At 70.7% G+C, this 16,778-nt stretch carries 13 protein-coding genes, 1 tRNA gene and 1 pseudogene; 4 read left to right on the forward strand and 11 right to left on the reverse strand.

The features are described 5' to 3' along the window. Nucleotides 1–14: 14 nt before the first annotated feature. Both IE142_RS17365 and IE142_RS17370 read right to left on the reverse strand, forming a co-directional pair. Nucleotides 15–707 carry a TetR/AcrR family transcriptional regulator gene (locus IE142_RS17365; protein ID WP_043372185.1) on the reverse strand — a complete coding sequence of 231 codons (693 nt, stop codon included), beginning with the start codon at nucleotides 705–707 and terminating at the stop codon, nucleotides 15–17. Next, the gene (locus tag IE142_RS17370) at nucleotides 688–1,698 is read right to left on the reverse strand and encodes an acyl-CoA desaturase (RefSeq protein WP_191886609.1); all 1,011 of its coding nucleotides are present in this window, start codon (nucleotides 1,696–1,698) and stop codon (nucleotides 688–690) included. Before IE142_RS17370 ends, IE142_RS17365 begins: the two co-directional genes overlap by 20 nt. A gap of 291 nt (nucleotides 1,699–1,989) precedes the next feature. Here IE142_RS17370 and ppc point away from each other — a divergent pair, with 291 nt between their 5' ends. Further along, the gene (ppc, locus tag IE142_RS17375; RefSeq protein ID WP_191886610.1) at nucleotides 1,990–4,725 is read left to right on the forward strand and encodes a phosphoenolpyruvate carboxylase; all 2,736 of its coding nucleotides are present in this window, start codon (nucleotides 1,990–1,992) and stop codon (nucleotides 4,723–4,725) included. A gap of 80 nt (nucleotides 4,726–4,805) precedes the next feature. Here the strand turns inward: ppc and IE142_RS17380 are convergent, their stop codons facing one another. The 7 genes and pseudogenes from IE142_RS17380 to IE142_RS38770 all read right to left on the reverse strand — a co-directional run. Then, on the reverse strand, nucleotides 4,806–5,330 hold the full coding sequence (locus IE142_RS17380; protein WP_191886611.1) for a hypothetical protein: 525 nt from the start codon (nucleotides 5,328–5,330) through the stop codon (nucleotides 4,806–4,808). A gap of 43 nt (nucleotides 5,331–5,373) precedes the next feature. Continuing rightward, nucleotides 5,374–5,970, reverse strand: a complete 597-nt coding sequence (gene pth / locus IE142_RS17385; protein WP_191886612.1) for an aminoacyl-tRNA hydrolase — start codon at nucleotides 5,968–5,970, stop codon at nucleotides 5,374–5,376. A 130-nt stretch (nucleotides 5,971–6,100) separates the two neighbouring features. Next, nucleotides 6,101–6,697 carry a 50S ribosomal protein L25/general stress protein Ctc gene (locus tag IE142_RS17390; RefSeq protein ID WP_191886613.1) on the reverse strand — a complete coding sequence of 199 codons (597 nt, stop codon included), beginning with the start codon at nucleotides 6,695–6,697 and terminating at the stop codon, nucleotides 6,101–6,103. Nucleotides 6,698–6,910: 213 nt separating this feature from the next. Then, nucleotides 6,911–7,885 carry a ribose-phosphate diphosphokinase gene (locus tag IE142_RS17395; protein WP_043372194.1) on the reverse strand — a complete coding sequence of 325 codons (975 nt, stop codon included), beginning with the start codon at nucleotides 7,883–7,885 and terminating at the stop codon, nucleotides 6,911–6,913. Nucleotides 7,886–8,016: 131 nt separating this feature from the next. Next, nucleotides 8,017–9,465 (reverse strand): bifunctional UDP-N-acetylglucosamine diphosphorylase/glucosamine-1-phosphate N-acetyltransferase GlmU, encoded by a 1,449-nt coding sequence (gene glmU / locus IE142_RS17400; protein WP_191886614.1) that lies wholly within the window; start codon nucleotides 9,463–9,465, stop codon nucleotides 8,017–8,019. Between the two features lie 124 nt (nucleotides 9,466–9,589). Continuing rightward, nucleotides 9,590–9,661: transfer RNA gene (locus tag IE142_RS17405), tRNA-Gln, on the reverse strand. A gap of 12 nt (nucleotides 9,662–9,673) precedes the next feature. After that, a pseudogene (locus IE142_RS38770) lies at nucleotides 9,674–9,853 on the reverse strand (hypothetical protein); the annotation flags it as partial. Nucleotides 9,854–10,157: 304 nt separating this feature from the next. Between IE142_RS38770 and IE142_RS17410 the strand changes: the two are divergent. Continuing rightward, a complete protein-coding gene (locus tag IE142_RS17410) occupies nucleotides 10,158–11,480 on the forward strand; it encodes a sensor histidine kinase (RefSeq protein WP_191886615.1) in 1,323 nt (440 codons plus the stop codon). Between the two features lie 21 nt (nucleotides 11,481–11,501). On the opposite strand, the gene IE142_RS17415 is transcribed toward IE142_RS17410, so the two are convergent. Both IE142_RS17415 and IE142_RS17420 read right to left on the reverse strand, forming a co-directional pair. Continuing rightward, nucleotides 11,502–11,996, reverse strand: a complete 495-nt coding sequence (locus tag IE142_RS17415) for an SUKH-3 domain-containing protein (protein WP_191886616.1) — start codon at nucleotides 11,994–11,996, stop codon at nucleotides 11,502–11,504. 61 nt (nucleotides 11,997–12,057) lie between these two features. Beyond that, nucleotides 12,058–12,585 carry a YwqJ-related putative deaminase gene (locus IE142_RS17420; RefSeq protein ID WP_191886617.1) on the reverse strand — a complete coding sequence of 176 codons (528 nt, stop codon included), beginning with the start codon at nucleotides 12,583–12,585 and terminating at the stop codon, nucleotides 12,058–12,060. Between the two features lie 288 nt (nucleotides 12,586–12,873). Here IE142_RS17420 and IE142_RS17425 point away from each other — a divergent pair, with 288 nt between their 5' ends. Further along, nucleotides 12,874–13,866 carry an SMI1/KNR4 family protein gene (locus IE142_RS17425; RefSeq protein ID WP_100045089.1) on the forward strand — a complete coding sequence of 331 codons (993 nt, stop codon included), beginning with the start codon at nucleotides 12,874–12,876 and terminating at the stop codon, nucleotides 13,864–13,866. Nucleotides 13,867–13,873: 7 nt separating this feature from the next. Beyond that, nucleotides 13,874–16,699, forward strand: coding sequence for an SUKH-4 family immunity protein (locus tag IE142_RS17430; RefSeq protein WP_191886618.1), 2,826 nt, complete (start codon nucleotides 13,874–13,876; stop codon nucleotides 16,697–16,699). The last annotated feature ends 79 nt before the right edge of the window (nucleotides 16,700–16,778 follow it).

The raw sequence follows: 16,778 nt of genomic DNA on the forward strand, positions 1-16,778 counted from the left end.
CTCCCGGTACGGCGCTAGCTCTTCCGGTGCCCTATCAGGCGCGGCTTCGGCTCCAGGCCGTCCAGCCCGTGCCACGCCAGGTTCACCAGGTGCGCCGCCACCTCCGCCTTCTTCGGCTTGCGCACGTCCAGCCACCACTGCCCCGTCAGCGCCACCATGCCGACCAGCGCCTGCGCGTACAGCGGGGCGAGCTTCGCGTCGAAACCGCGGCTCTTGAACTCGCGGCCCAGGATGTCCTCCACCTGGGTGGCGATGTCCGAGATGAGGGAGGCGAAGGAACCCGTCGACTGCGGGATCGGCGAGTCGCGGACCAGGATGCGGAAGCCGTCCGTGTACTCCTCGATGTAGTCCAGGAGCGCGAAGGCGGCCTGCTCGCACAGCTCACGCGGATGGCCCGCGGTCAGGGAGCTGGTCACCATGTCCAGCAGCCGCCGCATCTCACGGTCCACCACCACCGCGTACAACCCCTCCTTGCCACCGAAGTGCTCGTACACCACCGGCTTGGACACCCCGGCCTTCGCCGCGATCTCCTCCACCGACGTGCCCTCGAAACCTTTCGCCGCGAAGAGCGTGCGACCGATCTCCAGCAGCTGCTGGCGGCGTTCGGCACCGGTCATCCGGGTGCGGCGTGCGCGCCGGGGCTTCTCATTGCTCGGGGTGCTGCTGGAGTCGGTCGCCACGCGACCATCATGCCGCCTCGACGGCATCCTTCCGGCGCCGGGAGGAACCTTGGTCCGCGTTGCGGCGGGAATCGATACGCGAGCGTGACGGCCACCGCACGTCGTACGCCCACCCCAGCTGCTCGAACCAGCGGATCAGCCGCGCCGACGAGTCCAGCTGGCCGCGCATCACACCGTGCCGCGCCGACGTCGGGTCGGCGTGGTGCAGGTTGTGCCAGGACTCGCCGCAGGACAGGACCGCCAGCCACCACACGTTGCCCGAGCGGTCCCGCGACTTGAACGGACGCTTGCCGACGGCGTGGCAGATCGAGTTGATCGACCACGTCACGTGGTGCAGCAGGGCCACCCGGACGAGTGAACCCCAGAAGAAGCCGGTGAACGCGCCCCACCAGGACATCGTGACCAGTCCGCCGATCAGGGCCGGCAGGGCCAGGGACACCGCCGTCCACAGGACGAACTGGCGGGAGATCGCACGCAGCGCCGGGTCCTTGATCAGGTCCGGGGCGTACTTGTCCTGCGGGGTCTGCTCCTCGTCGAACATCCAGGCGATGTGCGCCCACCACAGGCCCTTGATCAGCGCCGGCACCGTCTCGCCGTACCGCCACGGCGAATGCGGGTCACCCTCGTCGTCCGAGAACCGGTGGTGCTTGCGATGGTCCGCCACCCAGCGCACCAGCGGCCCCTCCACGGCCATCGAGCCCGCGATCGCCAGCGCGATCTTCAGCGGACGTCTCGCCTTGAAGGAACCATGGGTGAAGTGCCGGTGGAAACCGATGGTGATGCCGTGGCACCCCAGGAAGTAGAAGAACACCAGCAGGCCCAGGTCCAGCCAGCTCACGCCCCACCCCCACGCCAGCGGCACCGCCGCCACCAGCGCCAGGAAGGGAACGGTGATGAACAACAGCAGCGTGATCTGCTCGATGGACCGCTTCTGCTCACCCCCCAGGGTGGCGGAAGCGGCGGGATCGCCGTCGTGGGGCTCCGGAGAGTCTGCGATCACATCGGAACTCGTGGTCATGCGCGTCCTCTGGGGGTCGAGGGTCGAGTCATGCGCCGTGTTGCGGGAACCGCGCCACACTTTCCTACGGTTCCGTAACCTACGGCGACGTAAGTATTGCAGTGCGTCGCCCCGCGGCAAGAGCCCGACAGCCTGCGCGTCCTCGCCGACACCTATCCTGGGAGTCGGTCGGACAGCGCGGTCCGCTCGGAATACTTCCCGGACGTCCGGCTCCGTAAGCGGCGCCTGCCGCGCGAGACGCCGTCCGGGTGCCCTCCCAGACGAGCTTCAACACTGCAAGGAGCCGCACCTGTGAGCAGTGCCGACGACCAGACCACCACGACGACCAGCAGCGAGCTGCGTGCCGACATCCGCCGGCTGGGTGACCTCCTCGGAGAGACCCTCGTACGGCAGGAAGGCCCCGAGCTGCTGGAACTCGTCGAGAAGGTCCGCCGACTCACCCGAGAGGACGGCGAGGCCGCCGCCGAGCTGCTGCGCGGCACCGAACTGGAGACCGCCGCCAAGCTGGTGCGCGCCTTCTCCACCTACTTCCACCTGGCCAACGTCACCGAGCAGGTTCACCGAGGCCGCGAACTCGGCGCCAAGCGCGCCGCCGAAGGCGGACTGCTCGCCCGAACGGCCGACCGCCTCAAGGACGCCGACCCCGAGCACCTGCGCGAGACGGTCCGCAACCTCAACGTGCGCCCCGTCTTCACCGCCCACCCCACCGAGGCCGCCCGCCGCTCCGTCCTCAACAAGCTGCGCCGCATCGCCGCCCTCCTCGACACCCCGGTCAACGAGGCCGACCGCCGCCGCCTCGACACCCGCCTCGCCGAGAACATCGACCTGGTGTGGCAGACGGACGAACTGCGCGTCGTCCGCCCCGAGCCCGCCGACGAGGCCCGCAACGCCATCTACTACCTGGACGAACTGCACCTCGGCGCCGTCGGCGACGTCCTGGAGGACCTGACCGCCGAACTGGAACGCGCCGGCGTCAAGCTCCCCGACGACACCCGCCCCCTCACCTTCGGCACCTGGATCGGCGGCGACCGTGACGGCAACCCCAACGTCACCCCCCAGGTGACCTGGGACGTCCTCATCCTCCAGCACGAGCACGGCATCAACGACGCCCTGGAGATGATCGACGAACTGCGCGGCTTCCTCTCCAACTCGATCCGCTACGCCGGCGCCACCGAAGAACTCCTCACCTCCCTCCAGACCGACCTGGAGCGGCTCCCGGAGATCAGCCCCCGCTACAAGCGCCTCAACGCCGAGGAGCCCTACCGGCTCAAGGCCACCTGCATCCGGCAGAAGCTCGAGAACACCAAGCAGCGCCTCGCCAAGGGCACCATCCACGAGGACGGCCACGACTACCTCGGCACCGCCGAACTCCTCGCCGACCTGCGCATCATCCAGACTTCCCTCAGGGAGCACCGCGGCGGCCTCTTCGCCGACGGCCGCCTCGCCCGCACCATCCGCACCCTGGCCGCCTTCGGCCTCCAGCTCGCCACCATGGACGTCCGCGAACACGCCGACGCCCACCACCACGCCCTCGGCCAGCTCTTCGACCGGCTCGGCGAGGAATCCTGGCGCTACGCCGACATGCCCCGCGAGTACCGGACCAAGCTCCTCGCCAAGGAGCTCAGGTCCCGGCGTCCGCTGGCCCCCACCCCCGCCCCCGTCGACGCGGCCGGCGAGAAGACCCTCGGCGTCTTCCAGACCGTCAAGCGCGCCCTGGAGGTCTTCGGCCCCGAGGTCATCGAGTCCTACATCATCTCCATGTGCCAGGGCGCCGACGACGTCTTCGCCGCCGCCGTCCTCGCCCGCGAGGCCGGTCTCATCGACCTGCACGCCGGCTGGGCCAAGATCGGCATCGTGCCGCTCCTGGAGACCACCGACGAGCTCAAGGCCGCCGACACCATCCTCGAAGACCTCCTCGCCGACCCCTCCTACCGGCGCCTGGTCGCCCTGCGCGGCGACGTCCAGGAGGTCATGCTCGGCTACTCCGACTCCTCCAAGTTCGGCGGCATCACCACCAGCCAGTGGGAGATCCACCGCGCCCAGCGCCGCCTGCGCGACGTCGCCCACCGCTACGGCGTACGCCTGCGCCTCTTCCACGGCCGCGGCGGCACCGTCGGCCGCGGCGGCGGGCCCACCCACGACGCGATCCTCGCCCAGCCCTGGGGCACCCTCGAAGGCGAGATCAAGGTCACCGAACAGGGCGAGGTCATCTCCGACAAGTACCTCATCCCGACCCTCGCGCGGGAGAACCTGGAACTGACCGTCGCCGCCACCCTCCAGGCCTCCGCCCTGCACACCGCACCCCGCCAGTCCGACGAGGCCCTCGCCCGCTGGGACGCCGCCATGGACGTCGTCTCCGACGCCGCCCACTCCGCCTACCGCGGCCTCGTCGAGGACCCCGACCTGCCCGCCTACTTCTTCGCCTCCACCCCCGTCGACCTCCTCGGCAGCCTCCACCTCGGCTCCCGGCCCTCCCGCCGGCCCGACTCCAACGCCGGACTCGACGGCCTGCGCGCCATCCCCTGGGTCTTCGGCTGGACCCAGTCCCGGCAGATCGTCCCCGGCTGGTACGGCGTCGGCTCCGGCCTCAAGGCCCTGCGCGAAGCCGGCCTGGACACCGTCCTCGACGAGATGCACCAGCAGTGGCACTTCTTCCGCAACTTCATCTCCAACGTCGAGATGACCCTCGCCAAGACCGACCTGCGCATCGCCCAGCACTACGTCGACACCCTCGTCCCCGACGAGCTCAAGCACGTCTTCGACACCATCAAGGCCGAGCACGAACTCACCGTCGCCGAAGTCCTGCGCGTCACCGGCGAGAGCGAACTGCTCGACGCCGACCCGGTCCTCAAGCAGACCTTCACCATCCGCGACGCCTACCTCGACCCCATCTCCTACCTCCAGGTCGCCCTCCTCGGCCGCCAGCGCGAAGCCGCAGCCGCCGGCCAGGAAGCCGACCCGCTCCTCGACCGCGCCCTGCTCCTCACGGTCAACGGAGTCGCCGCCGGCCTGCGCAACACCGGCTGACGACCCCCACAGCCGCACAACGACGGTGCCCCGGGCTCACCACAGCCCGGGGCACCGCCACGTCGTACAGACGGCGACACTCACACCACGAAAAACGCCGCCGTCAGCAACGCCACACCCCCACCCGCCATCCCCCACGCCACCCGAGTCCGCCGCAACCCACCGGCCACCACCACGGACGCCAGCAGCAGCGCCCCGCCCAACGGCACCCACGCGTACAGCACCCCCGCCGGCCCCGAACGCACCACGTCGTCACCGCCGGGCTTCACCACCACCGTGTACGTCCGCTCCTCGGCCACGGCGACCGAATCCTCCAGGACCACCCGATCCCGGGCCTGCGACCCCGCCGAAACCGGCGAATACGGCCCGCTGCACACACCCGCGCCGCACCGGGCCACCTCGACGGTCCCCTGCTCACGCCCCTTCGTCAGCATCACGTGCTGCGCCGTGCCCCACGACGCCCACACTCCGGCGATCAGCAGCAGCACCGCCACCGTGCCCATCAACGCGACCCGGCCGACCCGCAGGACGGCACGCGAGACCCGGCGGGGACGAGCAGCGGCAGCGGAAGCGGCGACGGCTGAGGCAGGCATGGCCGGGATCATTGGCCATGCCTGTGCGGTCGGTCAACTCACCGGAGGGGACAAGTCACGAGTTGTACGCACTCTGCGCCCGCTCCAACCCCTCGATCACCAACGCCTCCACCGCGTCCGCCGCCCGGTCCACGAAGTAGTCCAGCTCCTTGCGCTCCGCCGACGAGAAATCCTTCAGCACGAAATCCGCCACCGGCATCCGCCCCGGCGGACGCCCGATCCCAAAGCGCACCCGGTGATAGTCGGAACCCAGCGACCTCGTGATCGACTTCAGCCCGTTGTGCCCGTTGTCCCCGCCGCCCGACTTCAGGCGCAGCATCCCGTAGTCGATGTCCAACTCGTCGTGCACCGCCACGACATTGCCGACCGGCACCTTGTAGAACTCCCGCAACGCCGTCACCGGACCGCCCGACACGTTCATGAAGGACATCGGCTTCGCCAGGATCACCCGCCGATTCGCCGGCCCGGGCGGCCCGATCCGCCCCTCCACCACCTGCGCATGCGCCTTGCCGTGCCGCTTGAACCGCGCCCCCATCCGCTCCGCCAGCAGATCCGCCACCATGAAACCGACGTTGTGCCGGTTAGCGGCGTACTCGGGGCCCGGATTACCGAGACCCGCCACCAGCCAGGGCGCACCCGCGTCCGTCGTCACGTCCCTGTCTCCTTCGCGTCCTTCAAGACCGTCCGCCACGAATCCCTCATGGCCGTCCACACATACGCGTCGGCCGCTGCCCCCGCACGGGAACAGCGGCCGACCACACGATTGACCGTAAAGGGCAGGATCAGGCCTCGGCGGCCTCTTCGCCCTCACCCGCGCCCTCGGCCGCGGGCTCCTCGGCCTGCGCGGACAGAACCTGCAGCACCACGGCGTCGTCCTCGACGGCCAGCTTCACACCGGACGGCAGCTCGATGTCCTTGGCGTGGATCGAGGCACCGGCCTCCAGACCCGCGACGGACACGGTGACCTGCTCCGGGATGTGCGTGGCCTCGGCCTCGACCGGCAGTGCGTCCAGGACGTACTCCAGCAGGTAACCGCCCGGGGCCAGCTCGCCCTCGGCCTGAACCGGGATCTCGACGGTCACGGTCTCGCCGCGCGTCACCAGCTGCAGGTCGACGTGCTCCAGGAAGCCCTTGATCGGGTCACGCTGGACCGACTTCGGGATCGCCAGCTCGTTCGTCTTGCCGTCGATGTCCAGCGCGATCAGGACGTTCGGCGTACGCAGTGCCAGCAGCAGGTCGTGCCCCGGAAGGGTCAGGTGCAGCGGGTCGGAGCCGTGGCCGTACAGGACACCGGGAACCTTGTCGTCACGACGGATACGGCGGGCGGCACCCTTGCCGAACTCGGTGCGCGTCGCGGCGGCGATCTTCACCTCGGACATGATCACTCCTCGTAGAGAGAGAAACGGACGTGGTCACCCGGCCACGAACGGCCTGCTACGAAGAGCGCGTCGATAACGGACCGCCGTACACACGCCTTGGAAAAGACGAGTACGGCCTCCCTCGCCGAGCAACTTCAGCAGTCTACTCGGAGAGGAAGGCCGCACCCAAAACGATCAGCGACCACACCTTGCAGAACGGTTACTGCAAGACGCTCACTGCTCGTCGAACAGGCTCGTCACCGAACCGTCCTCGAACACCTCGCGCACCGCACGCGCGATCGTCGGCGCGATCGACAGCACCGTGATCTTGTCCAACTCCAGCTCGTTCGGCGTCGGCAGCGTGTTCGTGAACACGAACTCACTCACCTTCGAGTTCTTCAACCGGTCCGCCGCCGGACCCGACAGCACACCGTGCGTCGCCGTCACGATGACGTCCTCCGCACCGTGCGCGAACAACGCGTCCGCCGCCGCGCAGATCGTGCCACCCGTGTCGATCATGTCATCCACCAGGACACAGATCCGGCCCTCCACATCACCGACGACCTCGTGCACCGTGACCTGGTTCGCCACGTCCTTGTCCCGACGCTTGTGCACGATCGCCAGCGGCGCGCCCAGACGGTCGCACCAACGGTCCGCCACCCGCACCCGGCCCGCGTCCGGCGACACCACCGTCAGCTTCGAACGGTCCACCTTCGCACCCACGTAGTCCGCCAGCAACGGCAGCGCGAACAGGTGGTCCACCGGCCCGTCGAAGAAGCCCTGGATCTGATCCGTGTGCAGGTCGACGGCCAGGATCCGGTCGGCACCCGCGGTCTTCATCAGATCCGCGATCAGACGCGCCGAAATCGGTTCACGTCCCCGGTGCTTCTTGTCCTGCCGCGCGTAACCGTAGAACGGCACGATGACGGTGATGGAGCGAGCCGACGCACGCTTCAACGCGTCGATCATGATCAACTGCTCCATGACCCACTTGTTGATCGGAGCGGTGTGGCTCTGGATCAGGAAACAGTCCGCACCTCGCGCCGACTCCTGATACCGCACGTAGATCTCGCCGTTGGCGAAGTCGAAGGCCTTCGTCGGGACGACCCCGACACCCAACTGCTGGGCGACCTCCTCGGCAAGCTCGGGGTGGGCGCGGCCGGAGAAGAACATCAACTTCTTCTCGCCGGTCGTCTTGATCCCGGTCACAGCACTTTCTCCTCAGAGGTTCGCAGCTGAGCGTCACGCGCGCTCTCCCGCTGGCCGCGGGGGCGTATCAGCTGGTGGGGTGCGGATGTGCACTTATCACGGTACGCCCAGTTCGACGCACCGGTTTCCGGTCAGCCCTCGCCACCGGCCTTCGGAGTCACCGCCTCGGCCGCCTTCGCCGCCGCGCTCCCCGGACGCTTACGAGCCACCCAACCCTCGATATTCCGCTGCTGGCCACGGGCCACGGCCAACGAACCGGGCGGCACGTCCTTCGTGATCACCGAGCCGGCGGCGGTGTAAGCACCGTCCCCGACCGTGACAGGAGCCACAAACATGTTGTCCGAACCGGTACGGCAATGAGAGCCGACGGTCGTGTGGTGCTTGTCCTGCCCGTCGTAGTTCACGAACACGCTCGCCGCACCGATGTTGGTGTACTCACCGATCGTCGCGTCACCCACGTAGGAGAGGTGCGGAACCTTCGTACCCTCGCCGATCGACGCGTTCTTCGTCTCCACGTACGTCCCGACCTTCGACTTCGGACCGAGACGCGTGCCCGGGCGCAGATACGCGAACGGACCCACGGACGCCTCGGGGCCGACATCGGCACCCAGCGATACGGTGTTGTCGACGCGGGCACCCGCGCCCACGCGCGTGTCGGTGAGCCGGCTGTTCGGCCCGACCTCGCAGCCCTCGGCCAGGTGCGTGGACCCCTGCAGCTGCGTACCCGGGTGCACGACGACGTCCTGCTCGAACGTCACGGTCACATCAACCCACGTCGTCGCCGGGTCGACCACCGTCACGCCGGCCAGCATCGCCCGCGTCAGCAGCCGGTCGTTGAGAATACGGCGGGCCTCGGCCAGCTGCACCCGGTTGTTGATCCCCGCGATCTCCCGGTGATCACCGGCAACCGACGCGCCCACGCGGTGACCGGCCTCGCGCAGAATGCCGAGCACGTCCGTGAGGTACTCCTCACCCTGACTGTTGTCCGTCCGCACCTTGCCCAGCGCGTCGGCGAGCAACTGCCCGTCGAACGCGAACACCCCGGAATTGATCTCACGGATCGCCCGCTGCGACTCCGACGCGTCCTTGTGCTCCACGATCGCCGTGACGGCGCCCGAAGCCCCGTCCCGCACGATCCGCCCGTACCCCGTCGCGTCCGGCACCTCCGCCGTCAGCACGGTCACGGCGTTCCCGTCCGCGGAGTGCGTCGCCGCCAGGGCCTGCAGCGTCCCACCGGTGAGGAGCGGAGTGTCACCGCAGACGACCACGACCGTGCCGTCCACGGCACCGCCCAGCGCCTCCAGCCCCATCCGCACCGCGTGACCGGTGCCGTTCTGCTGCTCCTGGACGGCGGTACGGACGTCGGGGGCGACCTCGGCGAGGTGCGCGGTGACCTTCTCGCGGGCGTGCCCGACGACGGCGACCAGGTTCTCGGGGTCCAGCTCACCGGCGGCGGCGAGTACGTGCCCGACGAGGGAACGGCCGCACAGCTCGTGGAGGACCTTGGGTGTGGCCGACTTCATACGGGTGCCCTCACCCGCTGCGAGAACGACGACGGCTGCCGGGCGAATGGCGCTCACGGGATGCCCTTCGGCTTTGAGGGGGTGGGGGTGGACATCCGCAGGATACCGGGGTGGTTCGTGGGGGACGTGAGTGCGGGCCCTGACAGTGGCATTCGCCGGTCAGGACCCGAACTGGCATGTGCTCCCCTGCCAGGACTCGAACCTGAAATGATCCATCCAAAGTGGATAGTGTTGCCGATTACACCACAGGGGATAGCAAGCTCGACTAAACGGACATCTCGCCCGACGGTCGAGTGGCTCCCAACACTATGCCGTACCAACAGCCCTCGATGCGACGGTACAAGTCGGCGCTTCTGAGGACTTTGATCACGAGGCGTCTTCGGTAGGAATCACCCACGTTCTTGCGCACGGTTCCGGAGTTGTGCTTTTTGAGCGTCGTCTTGTTCGCTTCGTCCATCTCCGGGCGCGGCGCCCTCCAGGAGTCGGTTGAGGATGTCGTTGTCGTCGACTGGAGCCGGTCGCGGATCTGGCGGCGGCTCAGCCTTCGCGCCGCGGCGCCACCGCCCGGTCCCGCCGCCCCTCGAAGTCCGTGTTCTTGCTCTGTGAACGTGCCAAGGGCGTACCGTCCGGCCGGAATCCTCGCCCCCGGCATCGAACGGCGCAGGGTTCACCAGTTCGAGGGATATCGCGTCCTATCGTTTGTCGAAAGTCACCGGAAATGGGGCGCCTCGCGCCCGTAGGCTGGAGACATGACCACGACGGGGGAAGACCACGCACCGGCCCGGGGCGGGCCTTGGTGGTGGGGCAGGCGGCGCGGTGCGGTGCTCGATGTGAGCCTCGGGGCCGTGTCCGCGCTGGAGTGTGCGGCGGAGGGGGTTCCGTTCGCGCGTGATGCGGGGATCCCGTTGGCGGCGGGGGTCGTCTTCGGGGCGTTGGCCGGTTCGGTGCTGGTGCTGCGGCGGAGGTATCCGATCGCGGTGGTGCTGGTGGCGATCGCCGTGACGCCGGCGCAGATGGGGATGCTGATGAGCATCGTCGGTCTGTACACGCTGGCGGCGTCGGAGCTGCCGCGGCGGATCATCGGTGCGCTGGCCGGGATGTCGTTGCTGGGGACGTTGATCGTGACGTTCGTGCGGCTGGGGCAGGACGCGTCGCAGAAGGATCTGCAGTTCGGGGAGTGGTTCCTGCCGTTCGCGTCGATCACGATGTCTTTGGGGGCGACGGCGCCTCCGTTGCTGCTGGGTCTGTATGTGGGGCAGCGGCGGCGGTTGATGGAGAGTCTGCGGGAGCGGGCGGACAGTCTGGAGCGGGAGCTCCAGTTGCTGGCGGAGCGTGCGGAGGAGCGCGCTCAGTGGGCGCGTAATGAGGAGCGGACCCGGATCGCGCGGGAGATGCATGACGTGGTGGCGCACCGGGTGAGTCTGATGGTGGTGCATGCGGCGGCGTTGCAGGCGGTGGCGCGGAAGGATCCGGAGAAGGCGGTGAAGAATGCCGCGCTGGTGGGGGACATGGGGCGGCAGGCGCTGACGGAGTTGCGGGAGATGCTCGGGGTGCTGCGCAGTGGTGGGGAGGGAGCGCGGGCGGAGCGTGCGGCGGTGCCGTTGGCGGCGGTGGGGGTTGCCGCGGCGGTGGCGGCTTCGCGGGCGGTGGATGACGGTGAGCGGTCGGGTGAGGGGCCGTGTCTGTCGGAGCTGGACGAGTTGATCGGGCAGTCGGAGGCGGCCGGGATGGTCGTGGACCTGTCGGTGGAGGGGGAGACGCGGTCGTATGCGGCGGCGGTGGAGTCGACGGCGTTCCGGGTGGTGCAGGAGGCGTTGACGAACGTGCACAAGCACGCGGCGGGTGCGAAGACGTACGTGCGGTTGGCGCATCGGGTGTCGGAGATCGCGATGCAGGTGGAGAACGAGCCGCCGCCGGCGGTGTCGTCGGAGGAGTCGGGGGCGCGGTTGCCGTCGGGTGGTAACGGGTTGGTGGGGATGAAGGAGCGGGTGGCTGCTCTGGGGGGTGTGTTCGTGTCGGGGCCGACGGATGCGGGGGGTTTCCGGGTGTCGGCGGTGATTCCGGCGTCGTAGCCGGGGTGTGGTCGGTGCCGGTCAGCCTGTGGTGAGGCGGGTGGGTTGGGTGCCGGCGACGAGGGTGGCGAGGGCTTGGTCGATGTCGGGTCCGAGGTACCAGTCGCCGGTGTGGTCGAGGGCGTAGACGCGGCCTTCGGTGTCGATGGCGAGGAGGCCCCGGCTGTCGGTTTCGGTGCCGAGGGGGCAGGTCTGGGTGTCGAGGGCGCGGCCGAGGTCGCCGAGGGTGCGGGCCATGTGGAGGCCGTGGAGGGGGTCCAGGTGGAGCGTGGCGGGGGCGATGTGGCGGCCGGGGCCGGTGGGGGTGATGTGGAGGCCGCCGAATTCGGCCCAGGCTTCGACGGCGGCGGGGAAGACGGTGTGACGGTGCCCTGCGGGTGAGGTGTGCTCGCGCAGGGTGTCGGCCCAGATCTCGGCCTGTTTGATGTCCCAGCGTCCAGGTCGCCAGCCGGCGTCGCGGAGGGCGGCGTCGACGGGGACGGGGAAGCGGGTGGTGGAGGTGCGGTCGGCTTGCATCTGCCCTTGGTTCGTTTCGGTCGGCTCTGGTGGCTCGGTCGTCGGTGTGGGGGCCGGTGGGTCAGCCGTCGGCGCCGGGGTCGACGATGCGGATGCCGAAGTGGGCGCTGAGGGCGGTGCAGGCGCGGCAGGGGGTGGCGAAGCTGCCGTGGAGGGGGTCGCCGTCCTCGCGGATGCGGCGGGTGGTGAGTTTGGCGTGTTTGAGTGCTTTGCGGGCTTCGCCGTTGGTCATGGGTTTGCGTGAGGCGCGTTTGCTGCGGGCGGCGTCGGCGGTGGCGAGGTGGCGTGAGATGAGGATGGTTTCGGCGCAGCGGCCGGTGTAGCGGTCGCGTTGGCCGCTGGTGAGGGTGTCGAGGAAGTCCTGTACGAGGTGGTGCAGGGCGGGAGGCGTGTCGGCGCGGGTGGCGGTGCCGGTGAGGGTGGTGCCGCGGACGGAGAGGGCGGCGGCGACCGTGGGGAGGATGCCGTCGCGGCGGTGCAGGAGGGTGGGGGTGCGGTGGGCGTCGGCGCTGCTCCAGCCGATGCGGGGGTCGCCGCCGCGGGGGTCGTCGGACCGCCTGGTGTGAGGTCCCGCTTGTGTCGCACTCATGATCGTTTTCCCCTCCTGAGCATCCCCCCGGAGGTCACAGAGTGCCAAATCGGGTGGCTGCTGCGGAAGCTGGGGCGTGGTGACACGCCCGGTCATGGGCTTACCCGTCACGGTGGGGTGACGTCTGGTCACGGAAGCGGAAGGGGGTGTGTCGGGTGCGGGGTCCTGGGTCGGTGACCGGTGTCGGCGTACCGCATAGGCTGTCGGCACCGCGATCGCGTGCGGTGACCGAACAGTGCAGACAGACAGATCAGGCAGATCAGACAGACGCCGCAGGGGGCAACCGCCATGACGACAGGTCGGCTCGGGCAAGCGGCCGCGCCGCCGAACGCGGCCTACGCCGGGCAGGTCGTACATTTCCCGGATCCGGTGCGGGCGGCCCGTCACCCGAGAGGAGTACGGGTGGACGAGGGTGGTTACCCGGTCTTCTCGCCGTATGCCCGTGCGGTGGCGGAGATCGCTGATCCGCCGGAGGGTTTCGGTGTCGACGAATTGCGGTTGACGGACTACGTGTCGGCGAATGCGGCGTTGTCGGCGTCGGGGCACGAGTTGTGGGACACGGTGCCGGCGGTGGCGACGCCGCACGGCTGGACGTGGCATCACGTGGCGGGGTCGCGGCGGATGGAGCTGGTGCCGGTCGAGGTGAAGGCGCTGCTCAGGCATCACGGCGGTATCGCGACGGCGGCGGTGGATCAGGGCAAGCGTGGTACGCGGCCGTTGCAGGAGACGCGTCCTGCGCATTTCGGGCTGCCGAAGTCGGGTGTGGCGGTGACGGAGCAGCAGGTGCAGGGGGTCGAGGAGGACCTCGGTTACCGGCTGCCGGGTGCGTACCGGTCGTTCCTGAAGGCGGCGGGTGGCTGTGCGCCGGTGGGTACGGCGCTGGACGCGGAGTTGGGGCTGCTGGTGGATCAGCCGTTCTTCACGGTGCGTGAGGAGGCGGCGGTCAACGATCTGGTCTATGTGAACAAGTGTCTGCGGGACCACCTGACCAAGGACTACCTGGGCGTCGCGTTCGTGCAGGGCGGTCTGCTCGCGGTGAAGGTGAAGGGCGAGCGGATCGGTTCGGTGTGGTTCTGCGCGTACGACGACGTGCGGGACGTGGATCCGTCGTTGGCGCCGGCGGAGCGGGTGGAGCGGTTGCTGCTGCCGTGCGGTGAGGATTTCGACGCGTTCCTGTCGCGGCTGGCGGGTTCTCCGCCGGAGTTGGAGACGGTGGCGAACCTGATGGTGGACGGCGGTTTCGCGCGTGCGGTGCCCGCGTCGGCGTCGGTAGGGGAGTGAGCTGGCGATGGTGACGTTCGCGCAGGCGCAGGAGCGCGCGGAGGAGTGGGTCAACGGCGAGCTGCCGGCTTATCAGCACCGTGAGGTGCGGGTGCGGGAGTTCGGGCTCGGGTTCGTGGTGTGGGCCGAGGACCGTGCGGAGGGGCCGCGTTCGGACGGGGGTGCGCAGCGGCTGGTGATCGCGCGGGACAGTGGTGAGGCGACGTTGTGGCCTTCGCTGCCGGTGGGTGAGGTGATCCGTCGGTACGAGGAGGAGTACGGCCGTCCGGAGGAGGACGCGGTGCCGGTGCCGGCGCCTGCGGCTCGGGTGGATCTGAATCAGACGTCGTTCCTGTTGAGTCCGCCGGAGTGGTTGCAGGAGGCGGCGGACAAGCTGGGGATTCCGGATCGGCGGGGGGATCGCGACGGTGCCGGTGCGGGTTCGGGTGCCGGGGCGGGGGGTGCGGCTGGGGGATTGGCCGACACGCAGGCCGGGGTTCCGTCGGATCCCGCGGCTCCGGCTGCCCCTGCGGCTCCCGCCGCTCCGGGCGGTCGCGGGAGCGGCGCGGGGTGGCCGGCCGCCGGGGCGAGCGGTGCCGGTGGCCCGGGTGCGGGCGAGGGTGCCTCCGGTGCGCCGGGCGCGCCCGCGGGGGCGACGCCGTGGGCGGGGACGGACACCAACGCGGACGCCGGTGAGGACCGTTCCGTACCGCTGCCCCAGACGGTTTTCGCGCCGCCGCTGGGCAGTGCCGACGACGGCACGCCACCGCCCTCGGCGACGCCGGAGGCCAAGACGGCGCTGATGTCGGGCGGTAGCCGGCTTCCACCGACGGCGCTCGCGCCTGCGATCGGCGACCCGAACGCGCCGGTGGCGTCCGCGGGGGCGGGTGCGCCGCCGCCCGTGCCGCCGACGCAGGCCGGTCCGGAGGGTTCCGATCCCGGCGCGCCTGCCCGGCCGCTCGCGCCGAACGCCGGGGACATCGCGGACGCCGCGACCAGCAAGGCGACGCCTCCGCCGCGCCGTGGCGATGGTTCCCCGACGCCACCTCCGCCGGGTGCCGCGGGTGCCCCGGGTACGAGGCCGGGCGCCACGCCTCCGCCGTCGGGGCCGGCCGGTCCGGGTGGGCCGGGGACTCCGGCGGGTGGCTATGTGCCGACGCAGTTGGTGTCGTCGCTCGGGCCCGAGGGGCCGGGCGGTGCTCCCGGTACGCCGCCTCCGCCGAGCGTGCCGCAGGTGCCGGCCGGTCGGGGGGCGCCCGGTGCTCCGGGTACGCCGCCTCCGCCGAGTGCTCCCGGTACGCCGCCTCCCCCCAGCGCTCCGGGCACGCCGCCTGCGCCGAGTGCTCCTGGGGGGACGCCTCCCCCCAGCGCTCCGGGCACGCCGCCTGCGCCGAGTGCTCCTGGGGGGACGCCTCCGGGCGGGGTGCACCATGCCGCCACGATGCTGGCCGATCCGGGCCGGACGGGCGGCGGGGTGCCCCAGCCGCCCGGTCGGCCCGCGCCTCCCGGTCCTCCCGCGCCTCCCGGCCCTCCGGGTGCTCCGGGGGCCCCTGGAGCGTCCGGTGGGCCCGGTACGCCGCCCCCCGCCGCTCCGGGTATGCCGGGTGCTCCGGGTGCGCCGCCGCCTCCCGCCGCTCCGGGTGTGCCCGGTGCGCAGGGCTCCTCGGGCGGTGCGGGCGGTGCCGTGCACCACGCGCAGACCATGCTGGCCGCCCCCCCGGTGGGCGGTCCCGGCACGCCTCCGCCGCCTCCGGGTGCTCCGGGTGTCCCCGGCGCCCCGGGCACCGCGCAGCCCATGCCGCCCGGTGCCGTGCCGCCGCCCGGCGGACCGGTGCCCGGTGCGCCGCCGGCGTACGGCTATCCGCAGCCGCCCGCCGGACTGCCGACCGTCGGCCCGGGCTACCAGGCCGTGCTGCGCTACCGCGCGCAGGACGGTTCCGAGCAGCAGCTGATCCGGCGTTCGGCACCGGGCACGCCGCACCCGGAGTGGCAGATCTTCCACGAGCTGCGGGCCTTGAACGTGCCGCCGGACCAGGTGCTGGAGCTGCACACCGAGTTGGAGTCGTGCGAACTGCCGGGCGCGTACTGCGCGCGGATGATCCGGGAGCAGTGGCCGCAGGCGCGGATCACCTCCATCGCGCCGTACGGCACGGATCACGCGAGCCGGCAGCAGGGCATGCGGCAGCTGCTGGAGCATCAGGGCGAGCTGCACCAGGTGGCCGACGGGCCGGCCCGTCCGGCTCCGGTGCGTGCTCCGTTGCCGCAGGTGCAGCCGGTGCCACCCGCTCCGCCGGAGGCGATCGGGCAGGAACTGGCCGGGGCCTTCGGGCCGGGTGTGTTCCGGTTCGAGCAGGCCGCGGTGTCCCGGCAGGGCGTGCCGCCGGTGGTGGCGCACACGCTGGTGGCGGCGGGTCTGCCGATGGACATGGGCCCGTTCTTCTGGGCACAGGCCCAGCCGGGGCGTCCGGTGCCGACGCTGGCGGAGCTGGCGGCGGAGCGCGGGGTGCAGCCGGCGTCGGACGCGGGTTCGTACCTCGTCGTGGGCAGTGACTTCGGCCGGGCGATCTGTGTGCAGTACGGCACGGCGAACATCGTGGCCGTGCCGGTGGAGGCGGGGCCGGGCGGTGCGCCGGTGCCGCCGCAGTTCGTGAACACCGGCCTGCCGGAGTTCGCGCGCTGCCTGGCGCTGCTGGGCCGGATGTGGCGGCTCAGGTTCGGTCTGAACCAGGAGCAGGCGGGCCGCTGGACGGTGGACTTCCAGGCGCAGCTCGCCGCGTTGGACCCGGCCGCGCTCGGGTCGCCGGAGAGCTGGTGGTCGGTGCTGCTGGAGCAGATGTGGGACGGGCTGCTGTGACGGGCCCGGTGGGGCCGTCGGCTGTGGACAGGCGGCGGCCGTGATGGGGTCGCTGTGAGGCGTCAGCGCGGCTGAGGTA

The sequence above is a fragment of the Streptomyces mutabilis genome (assembly GCF_014649815.1).
GTDB classification, from domain to species: Bacteria; Actinomycetota; Actinomycetes; order Streptomycetales; family Streptomycetaceae; genus Streptomyces; species Streptomyces mutabilis.